This is a genomic window from Methyloversatilis sp. (assembly GCF_030696805.1).
In the GTDB taxonomy this organism is placed as follows: Bacteria; Pseudomonadota; Gammaproteobacteria; order Burkholderiales; family Rhodocyclaceae; genus Methyloversatilis.
This window is the reverse complement of record NZ_JAUYRO010000115.1, coordinates 1-21,311: the sequence shown is the minus strand read 5'-3', so window position 1 is coordinate 21,311 and position 21,311 is coordinate 1. Positions and strand designations below refer to the sequence as shown.

The 21,311-nt window shown below is 66.2% G+C and carries 18 protein-coding genes; 13 read left to right on the top strand and 5 right to left on the bottom strand.

What is annotated here, in order from left to right:
* Positions 1-92: 92 nt before the first annotated feature.
* Positions 93-860: a ParA family protein gene (locus tag Q8R75_RS18455; RefSeq protein WP_069039247.1), complete on the bottom strand. Its 768-nt coding sequence runs from the start codon at positions 858-860 to the stop codon at positions 93-95.
* 108 nt (positions 861-968) lie between these two features.
* Between Q8R75_RS18455 and Q8R75_RS18450 the strand changes: the two genes are divergently transcribed.
* The 7 genes from Q8R75_RS18450 to Q8R75_RS18420 all read left to right on the top strand — a co-directional run bounded on the left by Q8R75_RS18450 (position 969) and on the right by Q8R75_RS18420 (position 7,025).
* Positions 969-1,952 (top strand): quinone oxidoreductase, encoded by a 984-nt coding sequence (locus tag Q8R75_RS18450; RefSeq protein ID WP_305614605.1) that lies wholly within the window; start codon positions 969-971, stop codon positions 1,950-1,952.
* Positions 1,953-2,032: 80 nt separating this feature from the next.
* Complete coding sequence (locus Q8R75_RS18445; RefSeq protein ID WP_305614604.1) at positions 2,033-2,371, top strand: hypothetical protein; 339 nt, start codon at positions 2,033-2,035, stop codon at positions 2,369-2,371.
* Between the two features lie 112 nt (positions 2,372-2,483).
* Entirely contained in the window at positions 2,484-3,143 is a 660-nt protein-coding gene (locus tag Q8R75_RS18440; RefSeq protein WP_069039250.1) for an SDR family NAD(P)-dependent oxidoreductase, read from the top strand.
* A gap of 23 nt (positions 3,144-3,166) precedes the next feature.
* Entirely contained in the window at positions 3,167-3,793 is a 627-nt protein-coding gene (locus Q8R75_RS18435) for a ParA family protein (RefSeq protein WP_257096878.1), read from the top strand.
* Complete coding sequence (locus Q8R75_RS18430) at positions 3,790-4,425, top strand: NAD(P)H-dependent oxidoreductase (protein WP_257096880.1); 636 nt, start codon at positions 3,790-3,792, stop codon at positions 4,423-4,425. Before Q8R75_RS18435 ends, Q8R75_RS18430 begins: the two co-directional genes overlap by 4 nt.
* A 41-nt stretch (positions 4,426-4,466) precedes the next feature.
* Positions 4,467-5,240 (top strand): fumarylacetoacetate hydrolase family protein, encoded by a 774-nt coding sequence (locus Q8R75_RS18425; RefSeq protein WP_305614603.1) that lies wholly within the window; start codon positions 4,467-4,469, stop codon positions 5,238-5,240.
* Between the two features lie 48 nt (positions 5,241-5,288).
* On the top strand, positions 5,289-7,025 hold the full coding sequence (locus tag Q8R75_RS18420) for a cation:proton antiporter (RefSeq protein WP_305614602.1): 1,737 nt from the start codon (positions 5,289-5,291) through the stop codon (positions 7,023-7,025).
* A 16-nt stretch (positions 7,026-7,041) separates the two neighbouring features.
* Here Q8R75_RS18420 and Q8R75_RS18415 read toward each other — a convergent pair whose 3' ends face one another.
* Entirely contained in the window at positions 7,042-7,434 is a 393-nt protein-coding gene (locus tag Q8R75_RS18415; RefSeq protein ID WP_305614601.1) for a hypothetical protein, read from the bottom strand.
* Positions 7,435-7,575: 141 nt separating this feature from the next.
* On the opposite strand from Q8R75_RS18415, the gene Q8R75_RS18410 reads away from it, so the two are divergent.
* On the top strand, positions 7,576-8,373 hold the full coding sequence (locus Q8R75_RS18410; protein ID WP_305614600.1) for an alpha/beta hydrolase: 798 nt from the start codon (positions 7,576-7,578) through the stop codon (positions 8,371-8,373).
* Positions 8,374-8,440: 67 nt separating this feature from the next.
* Here Q8R75_RS18410 and Q8R75_RS18405 read toward each other — a convergent pair whose 3' ends face one another.
* Positions 8,441-10,309, bottom strand: a complete 1,869-nt coding sequence (locus Q8R75_RS18405) for a PAS domain-containing protein (protein WP_305614599.1) — start codon at positions 10,307-10,309, stop codon at positions 8,441-8,443.
* A 61-nt stretch (positions 10,310-10,370) separates the two neighbouring features.
* Between Q8R75_RS18405 and Q8R75_RS18400 the strand changes: the two genes are divergently transcribed.
* Together Q8R75_RS18400 and narL are read left to right on the top strand one after the other, a co-directional pair.
* Positions 10,371-11,909: a histidine kinase gene (locus Q8R75_RS18400; protein ID WP_305614598.1), complete on the top strand. Its 1,539-nt coding sequence runs from the start codon at positions 10,371-10,373 to the stop codon at positions 11,907-11,909.
* A complete protein-coding gene (gene narL / locus Q8R75_RS18395) occupies positions 11,906-12,556 on the top strand; it encodes a two-component system response regulator NarL (RefSeq protein ID WP_305614597.1) in 651 nt (216 codons plus the stop codon). Before Q8R75_RS18400 ends, narL begins: the two co-directional genes overlap by 4 nt.
* 109 nt (positions 12,557-12,665) lie before the next feature.
* On the opposite strand, the gene Q8R75_RS18390 is transcribed toward narL, so the two are convergent.
* Together Q8R75_RS18390 and Q8R75_RS18385 are read right to left on the bottom strand one after the other, a co-directional pair.
* The gene (locus tag Q8R75_RS18390; RefSeq protein WP_305626940.1) at positions 12,666-14,393 is read right to left on the bottom strand and encodes an APC family permease; all 1,728 of its coding nucleotides are present in this window, start codon (positions 14,391-14,393) and stop codon (positions 12,666-12,668) included.
* Positions 14,394-14,444: 51 nt separating this feature from the next.
* Complete coding sequence (locus tag Q8R75_RS18385) at positions 14,445-15,236, bottom strand: TorF family putative porin (RefSeq protein WP_305626938.1); 792 nt, start codon at positions 15,234-15,236, stop codon at positions 14,445-14,447.
* Positions 15,237-15,993: 757 nt separating this feature from the next.
* Here Q8R75_RS18385 and Q8R75_RS18380 point away from each other — a divergent pair.
* From Q8R75_RS18380 to Q8R75_RS18370, 3 genes are all read left to right on the top strand, one after another.
* Positions 15,994-17,355, top strand: a complete 1,362-nt coding sequence (locus Q8R75_RS18380; RefSeq protein ID WP_305614594.1) for an NAD(P)/FAD-dependent oxidoreductase — start codon at positions 15,994-15,996, stop codon at positions 17,353-17,355.
* 112 nt (positions 17,356-17,467) lie between these two features.
* Positions 17,468-19,750 carry an aminomethyltransferase family protein gene (locus Q8R75_RS18375; protein ID WP_305626936.1) on the top strand — a complete coding sequence of 761 codons (2,283 nt, stop codon included), beginning with the start codon at positions 17,468-17,470 and terminating at the stop codon, positions 19,748-19,750.
* Positions 19,751-20,091: 341 nt separating this feature from the next.
* Positions 20,092-21,192, top strand: a complete 1,101-nt coding sequence (locus tag Q8R75_RS18370) for a hypothetical protein (RefSeq protein ID WP_305614592.1) — start codon at positions 20,092-20,094, stop codon at positions 21,190-21,192.
* Positions 21,193-21,311: the final 119 nt, after the last annotated feature.

Sequence of the window (21,311 nt, the reverse complement as noted above, 5' to 3'; positions counted from 1 at the left end):
GTTCAGTCGCCACCGCCCGGGCAGTCGCAGTTGCCGGCATGCACACAATGGTTCCGGCTATCGCTGCTGCGCGAACGCGATGACCCTAGCCATCAGTGGCTTTCGAGCAGCTCGTACAGCGCCACGAACTCCTGCGTCACCTTGTGGCTGGGGGCAAAATGAATCAGCGGCTGCGCCGCCTCGTGCGATTCCTTCACCTTGACCGACGACGACAGCGCCGCTTCGAGCACCGGCAGGCCTTCGTCGCGCAATTCCTGCACCACGCGCACCGGCAGGCTGGAGCGTGCCTGGAACTGGTTCACCACGATGCCTTCAAGTTTCAGCCCTTCGTTGTGGTCACCACGGATTTCCTCGATGTTCTCGATCAGCGTGTACAGCGCCTTGCGCGAGAAATCGTCGCAATCGAACGGGATCAGCACCGATTCGGCGGCGATCAGCGCACAGCGCGAGTAGAAGTTGAGCGCCGGCGGCGTATCGATGTAGATGTTGTCGAAGTCGTCGAGTGCTTCGAGCGCCTCACGCAGCTTGTAGATCTTGTAACGCGATTCGAGCTTGTTTTCGAGTTCGGCCAGCTGCGGGCTGGCGGTCATCACCGACAGCCCCGGGTGGCCGGTGTCGCTGATGAATTCGGCCGTGTCGCGCGGCGTGAGCTTGAAATTGAGGATCTGGTCGAAGAAATCGGCGGCGCCCAGTTCCACCTTGTCGGCGGCATCGCCGAGCAGGTAGTGGCTGGAGTTGCACTGCGTATCGAGATCGATCACCAGTGTGCGTTGGCCGCGCGCGGCACTGATGGCGGCCAGATTGCAGGTGATCGTGGACTTGCCGACGCCACCCTTCTGGTTGAACACGACACGACGCATGACGGACTCCGGTGGACTCGATCCTGCATTCTGCCAAAACCGACAGTGCAGTGCACCATGAACTTGGCCGGTAGAATCCACGCTCATGTGCCGGAACCTGCCCTCCCGATGACCGATTTCGCTGTCCGCATGCACCGCACCGGCGGCCCCGAGGTACTGCAGTACGACGCTGTCGAACTGTCCGACCCTGCGGCGGGCGAGGCCCGGGTGCGCCAGCACGCCATCGGTGTCAATTTCATCGACATCTACTACCGCTCCGGGCTCTACCCCATGCCGCTTCCCGGCGGGCTGGGTCTGGAGGCTGCCGGCGTGGTCGAGGCGGTCGGCGATGGCGTGACCGATATCGCACCCGGCGACCGCGTGGCCTATGCCGGCGGCCCGCCCGGTGCCTACGCCCAGGTGCGCAACCTGCCGGCCGACCGGTTGGTGGGCCTGCCCGATGCGATCGACTTCGACACCGCTGCTGCACTGATGCTCAAGGGGCTGACAGCGCAGTATCTGTTGCGTCGTACCTGCCGCATCGAACCGGGTGACACCGTACTGCTGCACGCCGCAGCCGGTGGCGTCGGCCTGATAGCGAGCCAGTGGGCGCAGGCGCTCGGCGCCACGGTGATCGGCACGGTCAGCACGCCAGCCAAGGCCGAACTGGCTCGCGCCCACGGTTGCGCACATGTCCTGACCGGTGTGGCACCGGCCGACCTGCCGGTGCAGGTCCGTGCGCTGACCGGTGGCAAGGGCGTGCGCGTGGTGTATGACGGCATTGGTCGAGACACTTTCATGGCCTCGCTGGACTGCCTCGCCCCGCTCGGCATGATGGTCAGTTTCGGCAACGCTTCCGGACCGGTGGCCGCGTTCGAACCGGCACTGCTCGCGCAGAAGGGTTCGCTGTTCCTGACCCGGCCGACGCTGTTCCATTACGTTGCGCAGCGCGCCGACCTGCTGGCCGCGGCCGACGAGTTGTTCGCCCGGGCGGCCGACGGCACCCTGCGTGTCGCCATCGGGCAGCGTCATGCGTTGAAGGACTGCGCACGCGCGCATGAAGCGCTTGCCGCGCGGCTCACCACAGGTTCCCTTTTGCTGACGCCGGAGTGAGGTGCGGGGAGGGGGCTGGCGGAACACACTGTGCCTGGCGTGGCACGCCGTTTACCGATTGACCTTGCGGAGCATTCCCGATGAAGTTTCTGTTGTCGCTGCTTGCCTGCTGTTGCATGCTTTCACCCGCCATCGCGCAGACGCCTGCCCAGACGGCGTTTCTGAAGGCGGAAACGCGCCGGATCGAGGATCAGTTCGTACGTCGCATCGTCGATATCACCCGCCTGCCCGACGCGCAGGTGCGTTCGGCGATGCCGGCGGAAGGCCGCATCACCGACCCAGCCGCGCGCGTGGTCGCGGCCATCGAACAGCAGCGTGGCCAGCTTCTGACCGAGGAGCAGAAGCAGGCCATCGCGCAGGCCGATGAAGAACGACGCAGTGCGCTGGTCGCGGCGCGTGCTGCAGCGAAGGACAAATAGACGCGACACGCGAACGCATCGGGCGACAGCAAGAGGCCAGCAACACGGCCGTGACAGGTAGCAGCCACACCAAACAGCCATCACAGCAGCGCTGGCCGGGGGAAAAAACGATATGGGATCCAAGGTGTGCGCCATTGTCGGCATGGGAACCGGAGTCGGTGCCGCGGTGGCACGGCGCTTCGGTGCCGAAGGCTATTGCGTGGCGATGATTTCGCGCAATGCCGGCAAGCTCGAACGCTATGAACACGAACTGGCTGCGCGCGGCGTGACAGCGCAGGGCTTCGTGGCCGACGCCGGCAGCGACGAATCCATCGTGTGCGCCATCGAAAGCATGCGCCACGCGATGCCGCCGCCCGAGGTGCTGGTGTTCAACGCCGCCGTGCCGCGCGAAAGCGCACCCTCGGTGCTGGACCCGGAAGCGCTTGCGGCGGATCTGCGCATCGGCGTACTGGGCGCGCTGATCGCGGCGCGTGCTGTGCTGCCGGCGATGCGTGCAGCCGGTCAGGGCAGCATCCTGTTCACCGGCGGCGGACTGGCGATGGAACCGGTCGCGGCGGCGGCTTCGCTGTCGGTGCAGAAGGCCGCGCTGCGCAATCTGGTGTTCAGCCTGCATCAGGAACTGTCGCCGGCCGGCGTACATGCCGCCATTGTCACGATCGCCGGTGTGCTGCGCGAAGGCAGCCTGCTCGATTCGGCCCGCGTGGCCGACGCGTTCTGGACCCTGCATTCACAGCCCGGCGGCCAGTTCGCGCGGGAAATCGTACTTTCCTGAGCGTACTTTCCTGAGGCCGCTGCATGTATAGCGTACTGGTTGCGAACCCCAAGGGCGGTGCCGGCAAGAGCACCCTGGCGACCAACGTCGCGGCGCACTACGCCACCCAGGGGGCTCGCGTCATGCTGGGCGACATCGACCGCCAGCAGTCGGCGCGCCACTGGCTCGCACTGCGCTCGCCGCTGCTGGCGCCCATTTCCGGCTGGGATATCGAACCCGACCTGCCGGCCCGCCCGCCGCGCGGTACCACGCATGTGGTCATCGACACACCCGCGGGCCTGCGCGGCAAGCGGCTCGAAACCATGCTGCGCAGCGTCGACCGCATTCTCGTGCCGGTGCAGCCGTCGATTTTCGATATCCTCGCCACCGGTGAGTTCCTGAACGAACTGGCACAGCACAAGCGCATCAGCTCGGCGCGGGTGCGCATCGGCATCGTCGGCATGCGGGTCGACACGCGCACGCGCGCCGCGCAGGAACTGGAGCGTTTCTGCGCCGGGCTCGATCTGCCGGTGCTGGGCTATCTGCGCAATTCGCAGCTGTACGTGCAGACGGCCGCGCACGGCATGAGCATTTTCGACCTGTCCCGCTCGCGCGCTCAGACCGACCGCGAACAGTGGCAACCCATCATCGACTGGCTGGACTCCCCATGAACAACCCGAACAGCAAAAGCCTGGCCGTCGTCCGCAACAGTTCCGAGGAGGAGGGCGTGAAGGCACGCATCCTGTGCTTCGCCGGCAGCACACGCGAGGCATCGTTCAACCGCAAGCTCGCGCTGGCGGCAGCCCGTGCGGTCGAAGAGGCGGGCGGTGAAGCCACCTTCATGGACCTGCGCGACCATCCGCTGCCGCTGTACGACGGCGACCTCGAAGCATCGGCCGGCCTGCCGCTGGGGGTGCGACCGCTGAAGGAACTGTTCAAGTCGCATCACGGCCTGTTCATCGCGTCGCCGGAGTACAACGGTTCTTTCAGCGCGGTACTGAAAAACACGCTGGACTGGATTTCACGCCCGGCCGGCGACGAGGCCGGTACGGTGCCGTATGCCGGCAAGGTGGCCGCGCTCGCCGCTGCCTCACCGGGTGCGCTGGGCGGCCTGCGCGGTCTGGTGCATCTGCGGGCGGTGCTGCAGTCGGTCGGCGCACTGGTGCTGTCCGAGCAGGTGGCCGTCGGTGGGGCGTCCACGGCCTTCACGTCCGAAGGCCGTCTGGCCGACGAGCGCCTGCAGCAGATGCTGGACCGCACGGCAATGCGTCTGGTCGATGTGGCGGCGCGCCTGCGCCCCTGATTTCTTTCCGCTCAATTCCGTCCGACTCACAGGAAGCAACAATGAAATACCTGCGTGTGCGCCATCAGGGCGCCGAACGGCTGGGCCGCATAGCCGGCGACCTCGTTGAACTGCTCGATGGCGACCTGTTCGGCGTGCCTCGCGTGACCGGCGAAACCGTGCCGCTGGCCGGCGTCGAATGGCTGATGCCCTGCGTGCCCTCCAAGATGATCATCATCGTGAACAACTTCCACGCGGCCGTGCAGAAGGCCGGTGGCAGCGTACCGGCTGAGCCGCTGTTCCTCGTGCGTTCGCCGACTGCGCTGAACTGGCACGGTCAGCCGATTCCGAAACCGCTGGCCTTCGACGGTCGCGTGTTCTACGAGGGTGAGCTGGGCGTGGTCATCGGCAAGGTGGCACGCAACCTGGACGAGGCGCAGGCCGCCGACGCCATCTTCGGTTACACCTGCGTCAATGATGTGAGCGCGCTGGAACTGGTGGACAAGGACCCGTCGTTCGCGCAATGGACCCGCGCCAAAAGTTTCGACGGCTTCGGCTGCTTCGGCCCGGTCATCGAAACCGATGCACTGCCGGCCGATGCCGAAGTGGTCACCACGGTCGGCGGGCGCGAGCGCCAGCGCTATCCGGTGTCCGACATGATCATTCCGCCGGTGCAGCTGGTCGCGATGATTTCGCGCGACATGACGCTGCTGCCCGGCGACGTGATCTGCTGCGGCACCTCGGTCGGCGTACTGCCGATGAAACCGGGTAGCACCGTCGAAGTGACCGTCACCGGGGTCGGCACGCTCGGCAATGTGTACGCGCCCGCCGGCTGAACGACCTGTGTCAATACGATCCGGCCGCACCTGATGCACGCTTGACGGATGGACGCCCACGCCGGATTGCCCCACCTGCAGCCGCTGCTGCTGTTTCTCGCCATCGCCGGTCTGGTGATGCCGCTGCTGGCGCGCGCCCGGGTGAGCCAGGTGGTGGCCTTCCTGTGCGCCGGCGCGCTGGTCGGTCCGTATGGTCTGGGCCGGCTGGCCGCCGACCTGCCCTGGCTCGGTGCGCTCACCATCGCCGATGGCGAGGGCGTGCGGGGTCTGGCCGAACTGGGCGTCATGTTCATGCTGTTCGTCATCGGCCTGGAACTGTCGGCACGCCAGCTCTGGTCGTTGCGCCGCTGGGTGCTGGGTGTGGGCAGCGCACAGTGGCTGGGCACCGGTGCGCTGATCGCCGGCATTGCGCTGGCGTTCGGCCATGGCCACGAGACGGCGCTGGTGCTCGGCCTCGGCCTCGCGATGTCATCCACCGCGGTGGTGATGCAACTGCTCGACGAGGCGGGTCAGACGCGCTCGACGGTCGGTCGCACGAGTTTTGCCGTGCTGCTGCTGCAGGACATCGCCTTCGTTCCGCTGCTCATCCTGCTCGGCCTGATGGCGGGTAATGGCGCGGGCGGCACGGCGAGCGGCTTCGTGTGGCTTTTGTTGACCGCGCTGGCCAAAGCGGCTCTGGCGGTGGCGCTCATCCTGCTGCTCGGCCGGCTCGTGCTGACACCGCTGTTCCGCCGCGTGTCGGTCACCACGCAGGCCGACAGCTTCATGGCGCTGACACTGCTCGCTGCGCTCGGCGTCGCGGCACTGACAGGCCGTGCCGGGCTGTCGATGGCGCTCGGCGCCTTCCTGGCCGGGCTGATGCTGTCCGAAACCGAGTATCGCCATGCCGCGCTGCAGGCCATCGAACCGTTCAAGGGCCTGCTGATGGGGCTGTTCTTCGTGTCGGTCGGCATGAGCCTTGATCTGATAACCGTGGCCGCCGACGCGCTGTGGCTGGTGGGATCGGTGATCGGCCTGTACGCGCTGAAAAGCGCCGTGCTCTTTACACTGTTCCGCCTGTTCGGCCTGGCACGCGGTGACGCCGTCGAGGCGGCGCTGTTGCTCGGTCAGGCCGGCGAATTTGCGCTGATCGTCATCGGCATCGCGCTTGGCACCGGTCTGCTGGATGCCCGGACCGGCAATTTCATGTTGCTGGTGGCCACGCTGAGCATGTTCATGACGCCACTTGCGGCAAAGGCCGGCCGTGCGCTGCACCGGCGCTTCGATCGCGCTGCCGACACGGCGGGCGACGGTGCGGCCGCACGAAGCCTGCCCGCGCAGGACGATGTGGTCATCATTGCCGGCTTCGGCCGGGTCGGGCAGCGGGTGGCACGTGTGCTGGACCGCGCCGATCTGCCGTGGCTCGCCATCGAACGGCACGCCGCAGCGGCGGCGCGCCACCACGCAGCAGGGCGGCCGGTCATCGTCGGCGATGCCGGCAGCCCGTCACTGCTGCATCATCTGGGCGCCGGTCGGGCCCGCGCGCTGGTCGTCACGATGGATGATCCCGCCGCGGCCCGGCACGTGGTGCGCAGCCTGCACGCCGAGTTCCCGGCGCTGCCGCTGATCGCCCGGGCGCGCGATGGCGCACATGCGGCCGAACTGCGTGCAGCGGGCGCCACCGAAGTCATTCCGGAGGCGCTGGAAGCGGCGCTCCAGTTGGGCGATCATGTGCTGGCGCAACTGGATATGCCATCCGCACGGCGCGCCGAACTGATCGACGCCGAACGCCGCAGCGCCGACTGAGCTCTGCCGCGCTGCGTCAGCGCTTGACGCCCGGCGGCAGCGCCGGCTTCATTTCGGTGGCACTCGGCTGCACATGGTCGTGGCTTTCGATCGTCGGGTGCTCCTGGCCGGCGTGGATCTTGCGCTGCGACGGCTGAACGCCGATCGGCATCGCCAGCTTCTGCTCGGTGGCGCTCTGCGGTACATGGTCGTGCCCCTCGATCACCGGGTGTTCGTGCCCGGCGTGCACCTTGCGCGTCGACGGGGTGACGCCGGGCGGCAACGCCGGCTTGCCGCCGACGTTGGCCGGCGCCTTGTCCTTCAGCGCGTCGGCCGGATGCGCCGAACCGGCATGGCCCGACGTTGAGTCGGCCCATGCGGTCGTACAGGACAACGCAGAAAGTGCCAGAGCGGCCCAGATCCTGTTCATGATTGCTTCCTTCCGGTAGTGAGTGATTGCAGCCAGTGTGCGCCTCGGGCGCGCCTGACGCATTGACTTGACTCAACAGCATTGCGCACAACGGGTATCGCGCCACGCGGACCCGGTACGCGGCGTATTCTTCTTCGTGCCATGCCGCCCGCCCAACCTGTCCTGTTCCTGCACGCCAATGGCTACCCGGCCGGCGTGTACCGCCAGTTTCTCGCTGCACTGGCGCGCCACCACCCGGTCGATGCAATCGACGTGATCGGCGCCGCGCACGGCCCCGGCCGCGGCTGGCGCAACCTGCTGACGCAGGTGCTGGCCCGGGTCGACGCGCTGCCGGATGACCCGCTCGCGCTGGTGGGCCATTCGATGGGCGGCTATCTCGCCGCCATGGCCGCTGCGCGCCGGCCGCTGCGCGTGGCGCAGGTCGTTCTGATCGATGCGCCGCTGGTCGGCGGCTGGCGCGGCGCAGTGCTGACGGCATCACATGCCAGCGGCCTGTCGCGCAAGATGGGTCCGGCGCCGATCGCCGCCCGCCGGCGCATGCACTGGCCATCACGCGAAGACGCGCGGCGACATCTGGCGGACAAACCTTTCGTGCAGCGCTGGGCGCCCGGTGTACTCGACGATTTCCTGGCCGCCGCGCTGACCGATCACCCCGGCGGGGGTGTCACGCTGACCATTGCGCGCGAAGCCGAGCGCGACATCTACGCCACGCTGGCGCACCGTGCGGCGCAGCGTGCCGTGCGCACGCTGCGCCGGCGCGGCACGCCCATCGGTTTCGTCGCCGGCAGCCAGTCGGAAGAACTGCGCCTCGCCGGCCGTGACGCCAACCGCGCCTTCTGGGGTGAGGACTGGCGCGAACTGGACACCGGCCATCTGGTACCGATGGAGGCGCCGCAAGCGTGTGCCGCTGCGGTGCAGTCGCTGCTCGGCGAACGTTGAGCCATCGTCTTGATATGCGCCGTTCCGCGTGCCTGAAACCGTCACGGGCAACGGGCCGGCAGCATGCCTACTCGTCGGCGAACTCGCAGTGCCCGGAACCCAGCTCGACCGCCTGGGTCGCGGCGCGGCGCGCGGCTTCGAACATCGATTCGATGCCGATGTAGCGCGCGTCGCCCAGCGCGATGCCGGCTGCCGCGGCGATCACCACCTCGCTGTCGCCCACGCGCAGCGTCGCGGTCAGTTCCTGCATCAGGCGGGCCGCGAGTTTAGATACCGCCGGAATCAGTTCGTTGGAGCCAGCCAGTTCGCGCGCGGCCTGGCCGGCCCTGAAGTCGGTCAGCAGCACCGCGAACTGATGCTTTTCCAGATAGCTGACCGCGGCGCCCGGATAGCTGACCGGACGGAAACGCCGCGCCACCTCGGCCAGCACCTGTTCGGACACTTCCTGACTGTAGTGCGGCACCAGTTCTTCCATGCCGAATACATCGACCCACAGCAGCGCGAACGGGGCGCCGCTGACCTGGAACTGATGCAGCGTCCACGCCAGCAGCGCGTCGAAGATGGGCCGGCTGGTCATGCCGGTTCGGGCTTCGAACCACATGCGTCGACGGGCGCGTTCCTCGGCGCCGCGCCGCTCGCTCACGTCGGTGATGAAGCCTTCGATCACCAGCAATTCGCCCTGCGACGAGAAGACGCCGCGCCCCTGTTCCCACACCCACAGATAGACGCCATTGACATCCGCGATGCGGTAGGAAATCTGATACGGCTTGTGCTGCGCCAGATTGGCCTGAACCTGAGACCACACGAATTCGCGGTCTTCCGGGTGAATCAGGTTTCCGAAGGCCACGCGGCGGTTGTCGACCAGTTCCCAGGGCTCGTAGCCGGTCAGGTCGACGCAGCCGTCGCTGACGAACTCCATCGTCCAGTCCGGATCGTTGCGGCCGCGATACACCATGCCCGGCACATTGGCGAGCAGGGTGTTCAGGTAGCGTCGGCTCGAGCCGAGCTCTTCGCTGCGGCGCCGGCGCGTGACCTCGGTCAGCGTACCGACCACGCCGGCCAGATCGCCGTCGGGCAGGGTGCACGACTGTGCACGCAGCATGACCCAGAACACGTTGCCGCTGGCGGCGACCAGACGCACCTCGCTCACCAGTTGGTCGAGCTGCCCGCTGGCCACCGACAGCAGCGATTTTTCCACCCCGTCGCGCTCCTCCGGGTGCACGGCTGCGCTCAGCAGCCGCCCGCGGCTGTCGGCAACGCTGCGCCCGGTCAGCCGCTCCCAGGCGCGATTCAGGTAGGCGATGCGGCCTTCGGTATCGGTCTTGAACAGCACCAGATCAATCTGGTCCAGCACCACCGGCATGTCATGTTCGCTGTCGTCGCGCGCCGGCACGGCGGCGGCATCCGGGCTGAACTGGATCAGCAGGCTGCCCGGGACCGCCGGCAGTGGCGAAATGCTGGCGTGCAGCTTCACCGGCAGACCGGTGGCGCTGACCATGCGCAGCATGCTTTCGGCCGCCGTCGGATTGCTGCCGGCGGCGATCGCGACCAGCGCAGCGAAGCGGGCATGATCGACCGGATGCAGCAGATTGGTGAACGGCAGCCCGACCACCTCGTCGGCGCGCCCGCGGTAGTCGAGCAACGCGAGAAATGCCTGGTTGGCGAAACTGATGGTCGGCCCTTCTATCGTGACCGAGGGCGATGAAATGTTGTGGCACAGTTCACCCGCCCACTGCGTCTGTTGTGCAGTGGCGTCGGGGCGCCGGCGAAGTGGCGCGTCGGACCATGTCTGTCGCCGCAACATCAGCACCAGCAGCAGTCCGCCCAGTCCGACCGCGGCAGGCAGGCCGTAGGCCGCGTGGCCGCCGTGCCAGGTGCCGACCACGGCCGCAAACATCAGGGCGAGCGTCCATGCGGAAAACAGATACAGGGCCATCGTGATTCGTTTCCTTTCAGGCGCCGGCAGGCGTTACCCGCTGTATACCGGATTGACGGTCATGCTGGCCGGCTGCGCGCTGTGCGCAGCGCTGGCTTTCTGGGGCAGTGTCGAAGTGGAGCGGCAGTTTTCGCAGATTTTCGGCCGCATGGTCGCACTGTGTGCGGCGCCTGCGGCGGCCGAAGGGGCGCCGTGCGAGGTGGTGGCCGGCGTCGAGCGTGCATTGCTGGAACGGGTGGCCGTGATGCTGCTGCTGCAGGGGTTGTGCCTGCTTGCCATCATCGTTGGTTGCACGCTCATCGCGCACCGGGCGTATCGACTGCTCGTGTGCCGCAGCGAGGCCGCATTGAGCCTGATGCCGGAAAGCAGCCGCGCGCGCGGGCGCGACGAAATCGAACGGCTGGTCGAAAGCCTGGCCGAACTGACGGCGCGCCAGGCCGGGCTGGAGGCAGAAGTGAGCTGGCGCCAGCAGGTCACGGCCGAACAGTTGCGGCGCAAGGCACTGGAACTGCAGACGCTGCATCAGGTGGCGCGCACCTTCACCAACAGCGAAGTGTCGGCGTTCAGCCTGCTCGGCGGCCTCGCCCAGCTGGAATCTGCGCTCGGCGCGCGCACCGTGTCGCTCAGCCTGGGCATGGTCGCGCGGCAGGCACTGGGTGCCGACGCCGTACTGGCGACCCATGGCGAGCCGGCCATTCTGGCTCAGCTGGCCGATCAGCCGGCGGCGCGCGAAATCACCGCGCGCGTGGTGCCGCCGGGCGTAACCGGGCCGACCAGTTCGCTGGTGCTGCCGGTGTGCCGCGGCGATCTGGCGCTCGGCACGCTGGTGGCCGAATTTCCCGAGCATGCGCGGGTCGATGACCCGCAGGTCAAGCTGGCCGAAAGCTTCGCTCATCTCGCCGCACTCGCGTTGTCCGGCGTGAGCCGCAGCCAGGAGGAAAGGCGGGTGGCACTGATGGAGGAACGCACGGCGATCGCTGGCGAACTGCACGATTCGCTGGCGCAGTCGCTCGCCTACATGAAGATCCAGGTGGCCCGGCTGCAGCGCGGTCTCGATCGCGAAAAGCACCCGGCCGATGTCGCGCAGGCCGCGCGCGAACTGCGCGAGGGGCTGTCGGCCGCTTACCGCGAGGTGCGTGACCTGATCGCCGCCTTCCGCGTGCGCATGGGTCCGGGCGGCCTGCTGTCGTCGGTGCAGGCCACGGTCGATGAGTTCGCCCAGCGCAGCGGTCTCGACATCAGTTTCGTGCACGATCTGGGCCGATGCCAGCTTGGCGTGAACGAGGAGTTTCACGTCATGCAGGTCATACGCGAAGCGGTGTCGAACACGGTGCGCCATGCGCGGGCTTACCATGTCTGGATCAGCATGCATTACGGGCCCGGACATCTGCTCACCGCCATCGTGGATGACGATGGCCGCGGCCTGACCAACCCCTATGCAGAGACGAACCACTATGGCCTGTCCATCATGCGCGAGCGCGCCAGCTCGCTCGGTGGCGAGGTATCCGTGGTACACCGACCGGGTGGCGGCACCCGGGTGCAGCTGGCCTTTGCGCCGCAGAAGCTGCCGGCCGACATACTTTCCGAAGTGACGACATGAGCATACGCATCCTGCTGATCGACGATCATCCGCTGTTCCGCAAGGGCGTGGCACAGCTGGTGCGCGCCGACGACGAACTCGAACTGGCCGGCGAAGCCAGCGACGGCGTGAGTGGTATCGCGCTGGCCGCCGAGACGGATCCCGACCTGATCCTGATCGACCTCAACATGAAGTCGGTGAATGGCATCGAAACGCTGCGCCGGCTCAAGGCGGCGGGCCTGCGCGGCCGCTGCGTCATGCTGACCGTGTCCGATGACGAACGCGACGTGCTGGATGCGATGAAGGCGGGTGCCGACGGCTATCTGCTGAAGGACATGGAGCCGGAGGAGCTGTGTCAGCGTATCAAGCAGTCGGTGGCCGGCACCGTGGTGCTCGACGGCAGTGTCGCCGGTTTGCTCGCCCATGCGCTGAACGCGCCGCCAGCCGCCAGTCACGCCGATCTGACCGAACGCGAGCGCGAAATTCTCGGCCTGCTGTCGGATGGGCGCAGCAACAAGGAAATCGCGCGCGTGCTCGGCATTTCCGATGCGACGGTGAAGGTGCATATCAAGCACGTGCTCAGCAAGCTCAATATGAAAAGCCGCCTCGAGGCGGCCGTGTGGGCGCTGCAGAACCCGCAGTTCCGGCGGGCCGCGGTCCACGACTGAGTCGCGCGGCACCGTCTTGCGTCTGTCGGGCCAGGAAAGGAAAACCGGCAGACGACAGCCCTGAGGGCTGCCGCTGCCGGCTGTCCTGCACACAAAGACTCGCGTTTTCTCAATACACGGCCAGGCTGTGCGACACCACCACCACCACGACACCGGCAGCCAGCGTCACATAAGGCAGCACCCCTGCGCGCTTGCCGCCTGACGGCAACTGGTCATTCAGGTGCATGTCTTCGATCATCGCGTCCGGGAACTGACCCTTGTCCTGCACGTAATGGCGGTACAGGAACACCGGAATGATCAGCGAGGCGAACACCAGACCGGCCGTCAGCGTGCCTGCGCCGTAGATGTCGGCACCCAGACCCATCAACGCGAGATTGACGAAGGCAAGTACCACGCCGATACCCAGAATGATGTTCGGTGCCTTGAACGGACGCTCCCAGTCCGGGCGGTCGATGCGGTGGATCCAGCCGGAATTCAGGTTCAGGAAGTTGAAGATGATGTAGCCGACATTGGAGCAGGCCAGCACGAACACGTAGTCCGACAGCATCAGAAGGATCAGGTTGAAGCCGAGGTCGGTCCACATCGCACGCGTCGGTGCGCCATGTTCGTTGACGTGCGACAGGTAGCGCGGCAGCCAGCCGTCGACCGACGCCTGATACAGCGTGCGCGACGAACCCGCCATCGACGTCATGATGGACAGCAGCACCGCAAGCACCAGCATGACCACCAGCACGTTTGCCACCATTTCGCCGCCGCCCACCATGTGCGACATCACGTTGGCCACGCCCATGCCGCTGTACACCTCGGGTGCGAGCATGCCGCTGTAGACCGCCGGTGCGAGCATGCCGCTGTAGACCGCCGGTGCGGACACCGTGCCATCCGCTTCGACCACCGGCGGCGTGACCACTTCACCCAGACCGAGGTGACCCTGGAAGGCCAGCGGCACCAGCGTGAACACGACGATACACAGCAGACCCGAAAACAGGATGGCCTTGAAGGTGTCCTTCTTGGGGTCCTTGAATTCGCGCGTGTAGCAGACCGCGGTTTCGAAGCCGTAGGTCGACCACGCGGCGATGAACAGGCCGCCGGCCATCAGTGTGACGCCCGCCATGTTCCACGAGCCATCGACCACCAGCCCGTTTTCCCACGCGATGGGCACCATCGGCGAGAAGTGGGCCGACGGCATGTCGCCGGACAGCAGCGGCACCAGCGCGATCAGCATCAGCGGGATCAGCGCCGTGATGCCGAGCACCATGGTCGTGCGCGCCGAGCGCAGGATGCCACCGTGCTGGATGCCGAACACCGCCAGCAGCAGCACGACACCGACCAGGAAGGTCGCGTTGATGCGCAACTCGAGGCCGGACCTGATGAAACCCAGATCGACCAGCGTCAGCTGCCAGGTGTTGATCGCCGCGTCGGCCGGGAACAGCGCGCCGAGGATGTAACCCGCTGCCAGCCCGGAGCCGATGGCCAGCACCGGCGACCAGGCGAACCAGTTGCACCACACCGATACCGGCGCAATGATCTTGCTGTAGCGCACCCACGCGACCGCGCCATACACCGATGCGCCACCCGACTTGTGCGGGAACAGGCCGGCGATTTCGGCATACGTGAAGGCCTGGATGAAGCCGAAGCCGATCGACAGCGCCCACACCATCCACGACGGTTTGCCCACCGTTGCCGCGATGGCACCGATGGAAAACAGCACCAGCGCCGGCACCCCGCTGGCCACCCAGAACGCACCGGTCCAGTCGATCTTCCGGTGCAGTGACGCACTTTCGGCACGGCTGGCCGACCGCACCGGCGCCGCCCCGATCACATCCGCATTGCTGCTCATGTCATATCCCCTTTATGCGAAAAGGGCTGCGTCGCGGCAGCCCTTCGGTCATCAGAACGTGCGCTTGACGTACAGCAGCCACTTGCTGTCGCCGGTGTCCTTGCAGCGCGTTGCCGCGCCGCCGACGTTGTCGCAGATGGTGTAGAAGTTACTGTCCGCATTGGTGTCGACATAGGCCACAGCTGCCTGCCAGCCACCGTCGAAGTTCTTCGTGATGCCGACCTTCCAGTCGGTGAAGTCGTAGTCGTCATAATTCTTCACCTTCTGGTGACCAACGTGCAGATTGGCGATCCAGCCCGCCATGAACTCGTAGTTCGCGTTCGCTTCCAGATAGTCCGAACCGTCCGAATCGGCGCCGAACGCCTTCGTGCTGAACCCGAAGTAATCGGTCACCGCGTAGGAGTATTTCAGCTGGATGAACTTCCAGGTCACCGCGGCATTGAGTTCCAGCGTGTTCAGGCTTTCACCGGACGGATCGTACTTGCCGCCCGGAAAGATGAACTGCAGGAAGCCGACGTCGAACAGGAAGTCGCCCACCGTCTTCGCATAGCCGCCATACACGTCGATCTCGCCGGTGGCGTTCGACAGCGCCAGATCGCTGACATTGGTCCCCCAAACACCGAGGTAGAGCCCGCTTTCGTGCGCCAGATCGAAGCCACCCTGTACGGCCGGCTTTTCCTGCGTGTAGCTGATGCCGCGGAAGATGTACTGCGAGAACAGGCCCACGTTGGCGCTGATCGTGTACGACGGTGCCGGCGCCTCTTCCGCCTGTGCGGCGAGCGGAGCGACGAGCAGGCCCAGCAGCAGCGCGCTCAGGGTCTTGTGACGAATACGTTCATGCATGGTGCTCTCCTGTGATCCACGGTTGTCGGGCGATCTGTACGACGGATGACGGGCCCAACGCCGTCCGCCTGTTTTGCGTCACGGCAGCCAGCCAGGAAGCCGGCGGCCATGCGTTGATGCTCGGGAATGAGTGCACTGCGGGGTAACGCTCCGGTCGCGCCAGTGCGTCCGGAGGTCTCGATGTGGGACCGATTATTGAAACGTCGCTGCCGTGCGAACAATTCTCACAAGGGATTACCCACTAATGGGTAAGGCACGACGGCAGCAAGAGACTCCCGACGCCGCTCGCCCGCCGTAGGAGCGGACCCTGTCCGCGATGCGCGCGTTGCTCATGCGCCATCACGTGTTCGAAGACGGGGATCGCCTGCGGGGGCGGAGCGGGGGTTTCGGCGAGCACGGCTCGCCGCCCGTGGAGCCGGTCGGCCATGCAGGGCCGACCGTGGGATGGCTCCTACGAAAACCGCGACGGTGTGGCCCTTCGCAGGAGCGGACCCTGTCCGCGATGGGCGCGTTGATCACGCAACGTCAGCCGGGTTCGCGCGCCCATTCGCCTCCGCGGCACAGCTCAATGGAGCTGTGTGCCGGCGCCTACCCCCTAATGGGTAACTCCTCTTGAGAATTGTCCGCACCGGTCGCGCTTCGCATCATTCGCTGCACCTGACGTACGGCGCGATGCCGGGCGTCCGGCGGGCGACCTGGCGCATGCGGCGCCGTCGCAGCCGTATCCCGAACGGAACTGACAAGAGGAATCCACAGCATGAAAAAGCGTGTTGCCATCATCGGTGCCGGCCCCAGCGGGCTGGCCCAGCTGCGTGCCTTCCAGTCTGCTGCGGCCAAGGGCGCAGACATTCCCGAACTGGTGTGTTTCGAGAAGCAGTCGGACTGGGGTGGCATGTGGAACTACACCTGGCGCACCGGGCTGGACGAGCACGGCGAGCCGGTGCACGGCAGCATGTACCGCTATCTGTGGTCGAACGGCCCGAAGGAATGTCTGGAGTTCGCCGACTACACGTTCGACGAGCACTTCGGCCGTCCGATGGGTTCCTACCCGCCGCGCGAAGTGCTGTGGGACTACATCAAGGGCCGTGTCGAGAAGGCCGGCGTGCGCAAGCACATCCGCTTCAACACCTCGGTGCGCAACGTGACCTGGGACGACGCGACCCGGCTGTTCACGGTCACCGTGCACAACTACGAGCAGGATCTCACCTACTCCGAAACCTTCGACTTCGTGGTGGTGGCCAGCGGCCACTTCTCGACCCCCAACGTGCCGTATTTTCCGGGCTTCGAAACCTTCGGCGGCCGCGTGCTGCATGCGCATGACTTCCGCGACGCGCTCGAATTCAAGGGCAAGGACGTGCTCATCATCGGCGCCAGCTACTCGGCCGAGGACATCGGCTCGCAGTGCTACAAGTACGGCGCGCGCTCCATCACCAGCTGTTACCGCACCAATCCGATGGGCTACAAGTGGCCCGAAAACTGGGACGAGAAGCCGCAGTTGCTGCGCGTCGACGGCCACATGGCGCATTTCGCCGACGGCAGCAGCAAGCACATCGACGCGGTCATCCTGTGCACCGGCTACAAGCACCACTTCCCCTTCCTGCCGGAAGAGCTGCGGCTGAAGACCGACAACCGCCTGTGGCCGCTGAACCTCTACAAGGGCGTGTTCTGGGAAGAGAATCCGGCGCTGATCTATCTCGGCATGCAGGACCAGTGGTACAGCTTCAACATGTTCGACGCCCAGGCCTGGTACGCACGCGACGTCATGCTCGGCCGCATCCCGCTGCCGTCGCCGGAAGCCATGCATGCCGAAGACATGGCCTGGCGCGAAGAGGAACTGACGCTGGAAACGGCGCAGGAAATGTTCGAGTTCCAGGGCAAGTACATCGGCCAGCTGATCGAAGCCACCGACTACCCGAGCTTCGATATCGCGGCGGTCAACAAGACCTTCCTCGAGTGGAAGAACGACAAGTACGAGGACATCATGGGCTACCGGAACAAGTGCTACGCTTCCCTGATGACCGGCACCATGGCGACGCCGCACCATACGACGTGGCTTGAAGCGCTCGATGATTCGCTCGAGGCCTACCTGAACGAACCGGCCGACCAGGAACACGCCTGACCTGCTGCAGCGTGCGGGCGGCATCAACGCAGATGAGCCCGCATCCGATGAACCCCGTTGCGGTCCGTCGCGCCCCTGCAGCACGGCGCCGGACTGCGGGTGACCGCATCTGATGAACACGATAGTCGAACCTTCTTTCAACCCGTCGATCGCCGCCCGTCCGCGTCCGGCGCACGTCCGTCTTGTCGCGTCCGGCGGTGCAGCGGTCGCGTTCGATCTGGCAGCCGGCGACCGGGTTACGCTGATCGACCCGGAAGGCCTGCAGCCGGGTGATTTCTACCTCGCCGGGCCGGCCGGCCTCGCGGCCGCCATGCTGCCGGGCATGGCACTCGACGCGGTCGATACCGCCGACACACCGGCCGCTGCGCTGATGCACGGCGCGCCCGCCGGCTGGCGCCTGCTGCGCGCCCGCCTGTTCGGCGCCGACAGCCTGCCCGGCGCGCGCTGCGACTTCAGCGCACCGGGCGCCGTGCGCTGCCTGCTGCACGCGCCGGGTACCGACATGGCGCCCGACGCGCAGGACGCGCCGACCGAACTGATCGCCGACATCGTCCGCGCCGAGCCGCTCAGCGGTCAGGCGCCGCCGCCGCTGGCCGAACCGGTGCTCGACCTGCGGGTCGCAGCCGGCACGGCGCACGCCTACCGCGTGAAGGCGGGCGACTACATCCAGGTGATCGACGTCGATGGCCGGCAGTGCTCCGACTTCCTCGCCTTCGACGCGGCTGCGCTGGCGCGCGGTCAGGAATACGACCTTGATCCGACCACCACGCGCACGCTGACCGGCACCGCCAGTCCGGGGCCCGGCCTGCTGTCGAAGTATTACGACGAGCGGCAGGTGGCACTGGTCGAAGTGGTGCGCGATACCGTGGGCCGGCACGACACCTTCATGCTCGCCTGCAGCGCCAAGTACTACGACGACATGGGCTATCCCGGTCACGCCAACTGCAGCGACAACTTCAACAACGCGCTCGAACCGCTGGGCGTGGCGCGCCGGGCCGGCTGGCCGGCGATCAACTTCTTCTACAACACCATCGTCAATCACGACGACAGCATCGGTCTCGACGAGCCGTGGTCGCGTGCCGGCGATTACGTGCTGATGCGCGCGCTGACCGATCTGGTCTGCGCCTCGTCGTCCTGCCCCGATGACATCGATCCGGCCAATGGCTGGTATCCGACCGACATCCACGTGCGGGTGTATGACGCCTCGAACAACTTTTCCAAAGGGATCGCACACCGCATGACGCCCGACGCCACCCCCAGACTGACGCGCGAATCCGGCTTCCACGCCCGCACGTCCGCGCTCACCCGCAACATGGTCGAGTACCGCGGCTTCTGGCTGCAGACTTCGTTCGCTGCCAACGGCCCGATCGACGAATACTGGGCCTGTCGCGAGCGCGCCGCGATGATCGATCTGTCGGCGCTGCGCAAGTTCGAAATCACCGGCCCGGACGCCGAAGCGCTGCTGCAGCGCGCCACCACGCGCAACATCCGCAAGCTGGCAGTCGGTCAGATCGTCTATGCCGCGCTGTGCCATGAACACGGCGGCATGATCGACGACTGCACCGTGTTCCGCCTGGCGCAGAACAACTTCCGCCTGGTGTGCGGCGACGACTGGTGCGGCGTGTGGCTGCGCGAACTGGCGGCGCAGCACGGCCTGCGCGCCTGGGTGCGTTCATCCACCGACCAGTTGCACAACCTGTCGGTGCAGGGGCCGAAGTCGCGCGACATCCTGCGCGACATCGTGGTCACGCCGCCGGCGCAGGCATCGATGGACGAACTGAAGTGGTTCCGCTTCTCGGTCGGCAAGATCGACGGCTGCCCGGTCGTCGTGTCGCGCACCGGCTACACCGGCGAACTGGGCTACGAGGTGTGGTGCCATCCGAAGCACGCCGTGCAGGTGTGGGACGCGGTGGCCCGCGCCGGCGAGCCCTACGGCATCGCGCCGATGGGTCTGGCCGCGCTCGACATGCTGCGCATCGAAGCCGGGCTGATGTTCGCCGAGTACGATTTCTGCGACCAGACCGATCCGTTCGAAGCCGGCATCGGCTTTGCCGTGGCGGCCGACAAGGAGGACGACTACGTCGGCAAGGCCGCGCTCGAACGCCGCAAGGCCCACCCGGCCCGCGTCATGGTCGGGCTGGACATCGACGGCAGCGAGCTGGTGGCGCACGGCGACCCGATCTACAACGGTCGCGCACAGATCGGCCAGATCACCAGCACGACCCGTTCGCCCATCCTCGGCAAGACGATCGCGCTGGCGCGACTCGACGTGTCGGCCGTCGAACCCGGCGCCACGGTCGAAATCGGCAAGCTCGACGGTCACCAGAAACGCATCGGCGCCAGGCAGGTACGTTTCTCGCACTACGACCCGGAAAAGTCACGGGTTCGCGCCTGAAGACGCAGTCCGATCCACCGCCCCATCGCGGGCAGGGCCCGCTCCTGCGAAAAACGTCGTGGAGGGTCGGGGTGTGCGGGTTTTCGTAGGAGCCTATCCACGGCTGGCCCTGCATGGCCAGCCGGCTTTGCGGGCGGCGAGCCGTGCTCGCCGAAACCCCCGCTACGCCCCTGCAGGCGATCACGGCCTCGAAACACGCGCCATCGCCCGATCAACCGCCCTATCGCGGGCAGGGCCCGCTCCTACCTTGCGGAGACGGTACCCGGGCAGGCTAAACTTCGCAAGGTTTTCTGTTCAGACCTTCGCCGCCCGACTTCCGCCTGCGACAATCTACGACTGTCATGCCACTTTTCAACGATCAACCCGTCCTGCCCATCTACATCGAACCCCGCGTCACCGTTCCGCTGACCAGGGACCAGAAAGCCTTCAACAACCTGATCAGGAAGATCGAAGCGCGCCGTGCCCGCCTGGGTGACTGGGAAGCGACGCTGCCGGTGTTCAGGCAGAAGTACGCCAGCGAGCTGTTGCCGCTGCAGGAGCAATGTCTGGATCTTCAGAGCCAGCTCGCCCAGGCCTTCGATGCCGCTCACGAAAAGAAGGGTGTGACCAAGGGCGAAAAAAGCAAGCTGACCGCCCTGATCGTCGAACTGGCCGAGGCCGTGCTGGGGCAGAAGGATCACGACGAAATCAAGATGCTGTTCAACAAGCACAGCCAGTCCGATTTCGATGCGCAGGAAACCGAGCGCCAGGACGACATGAAGGCCATGCTGGAAAGCGTGCTTGGCATGGACCTGGGCGACGACGTGGACATGAGCTCGCGGGAAGACATCCTCAAACAGGTGGAAGCCCGGTTCCGGGCACAGCAAGAAGACGCTTCAAGCCGCAAGAAGAGCCGTCGTGAAGAGGCGCGTGAAGCCCGACTGGAGGCCGAGGAAAAGCAGTTGAGCCAGTCCATCCGGGAGGTGTTCCGCAAGCTTGCCAGCGCCCTGCACCCTGACCGGGAGCCCGATCCGGCGGAGCGGGCGCGCAAGACAACCCTGATGCAGCGGGCCAACACCGCCTATGAAAATGGCAACCTGCTGCAACTGCTCGAACTGCAACTCGAACTGGAACATATCGACCAGGACCACCTGGCCGCCATCGCTCCCGAGCGCCTCAAGCACTACATCAAGATATTGAAAGGGCAACTGGATGATCTGGACATGGAAATCCTGTCCATCGAGGAACAGCTCATGATCGATTTCGGCCTGCCGCCCTTCGTGGCCATCGATCCCCAGGACCTGCTGCCGATGCTGCAGCAGGACATGAGCAACTGCCAGGGCCAGATCGCCGCATTGCAGCAGCAAATCGAAGTCGCCACCGACCCGAAGGAACTGAAGGCCTGGCTGAAGACAGTCCGCATGCGTCGCCGGGCCTATCCGGAGTTCGACACGCCGTTCTGACCAGCCAGTTCGCGCCGCCACGCCATCGCCTTCGCCATCGCCTTCGCCCTCACCCGGCGCTTCGCGCCACCCTCTCCCGCTGATGCGGGAGAGGGTAGAAACCTCCGCGGCCACTCCCC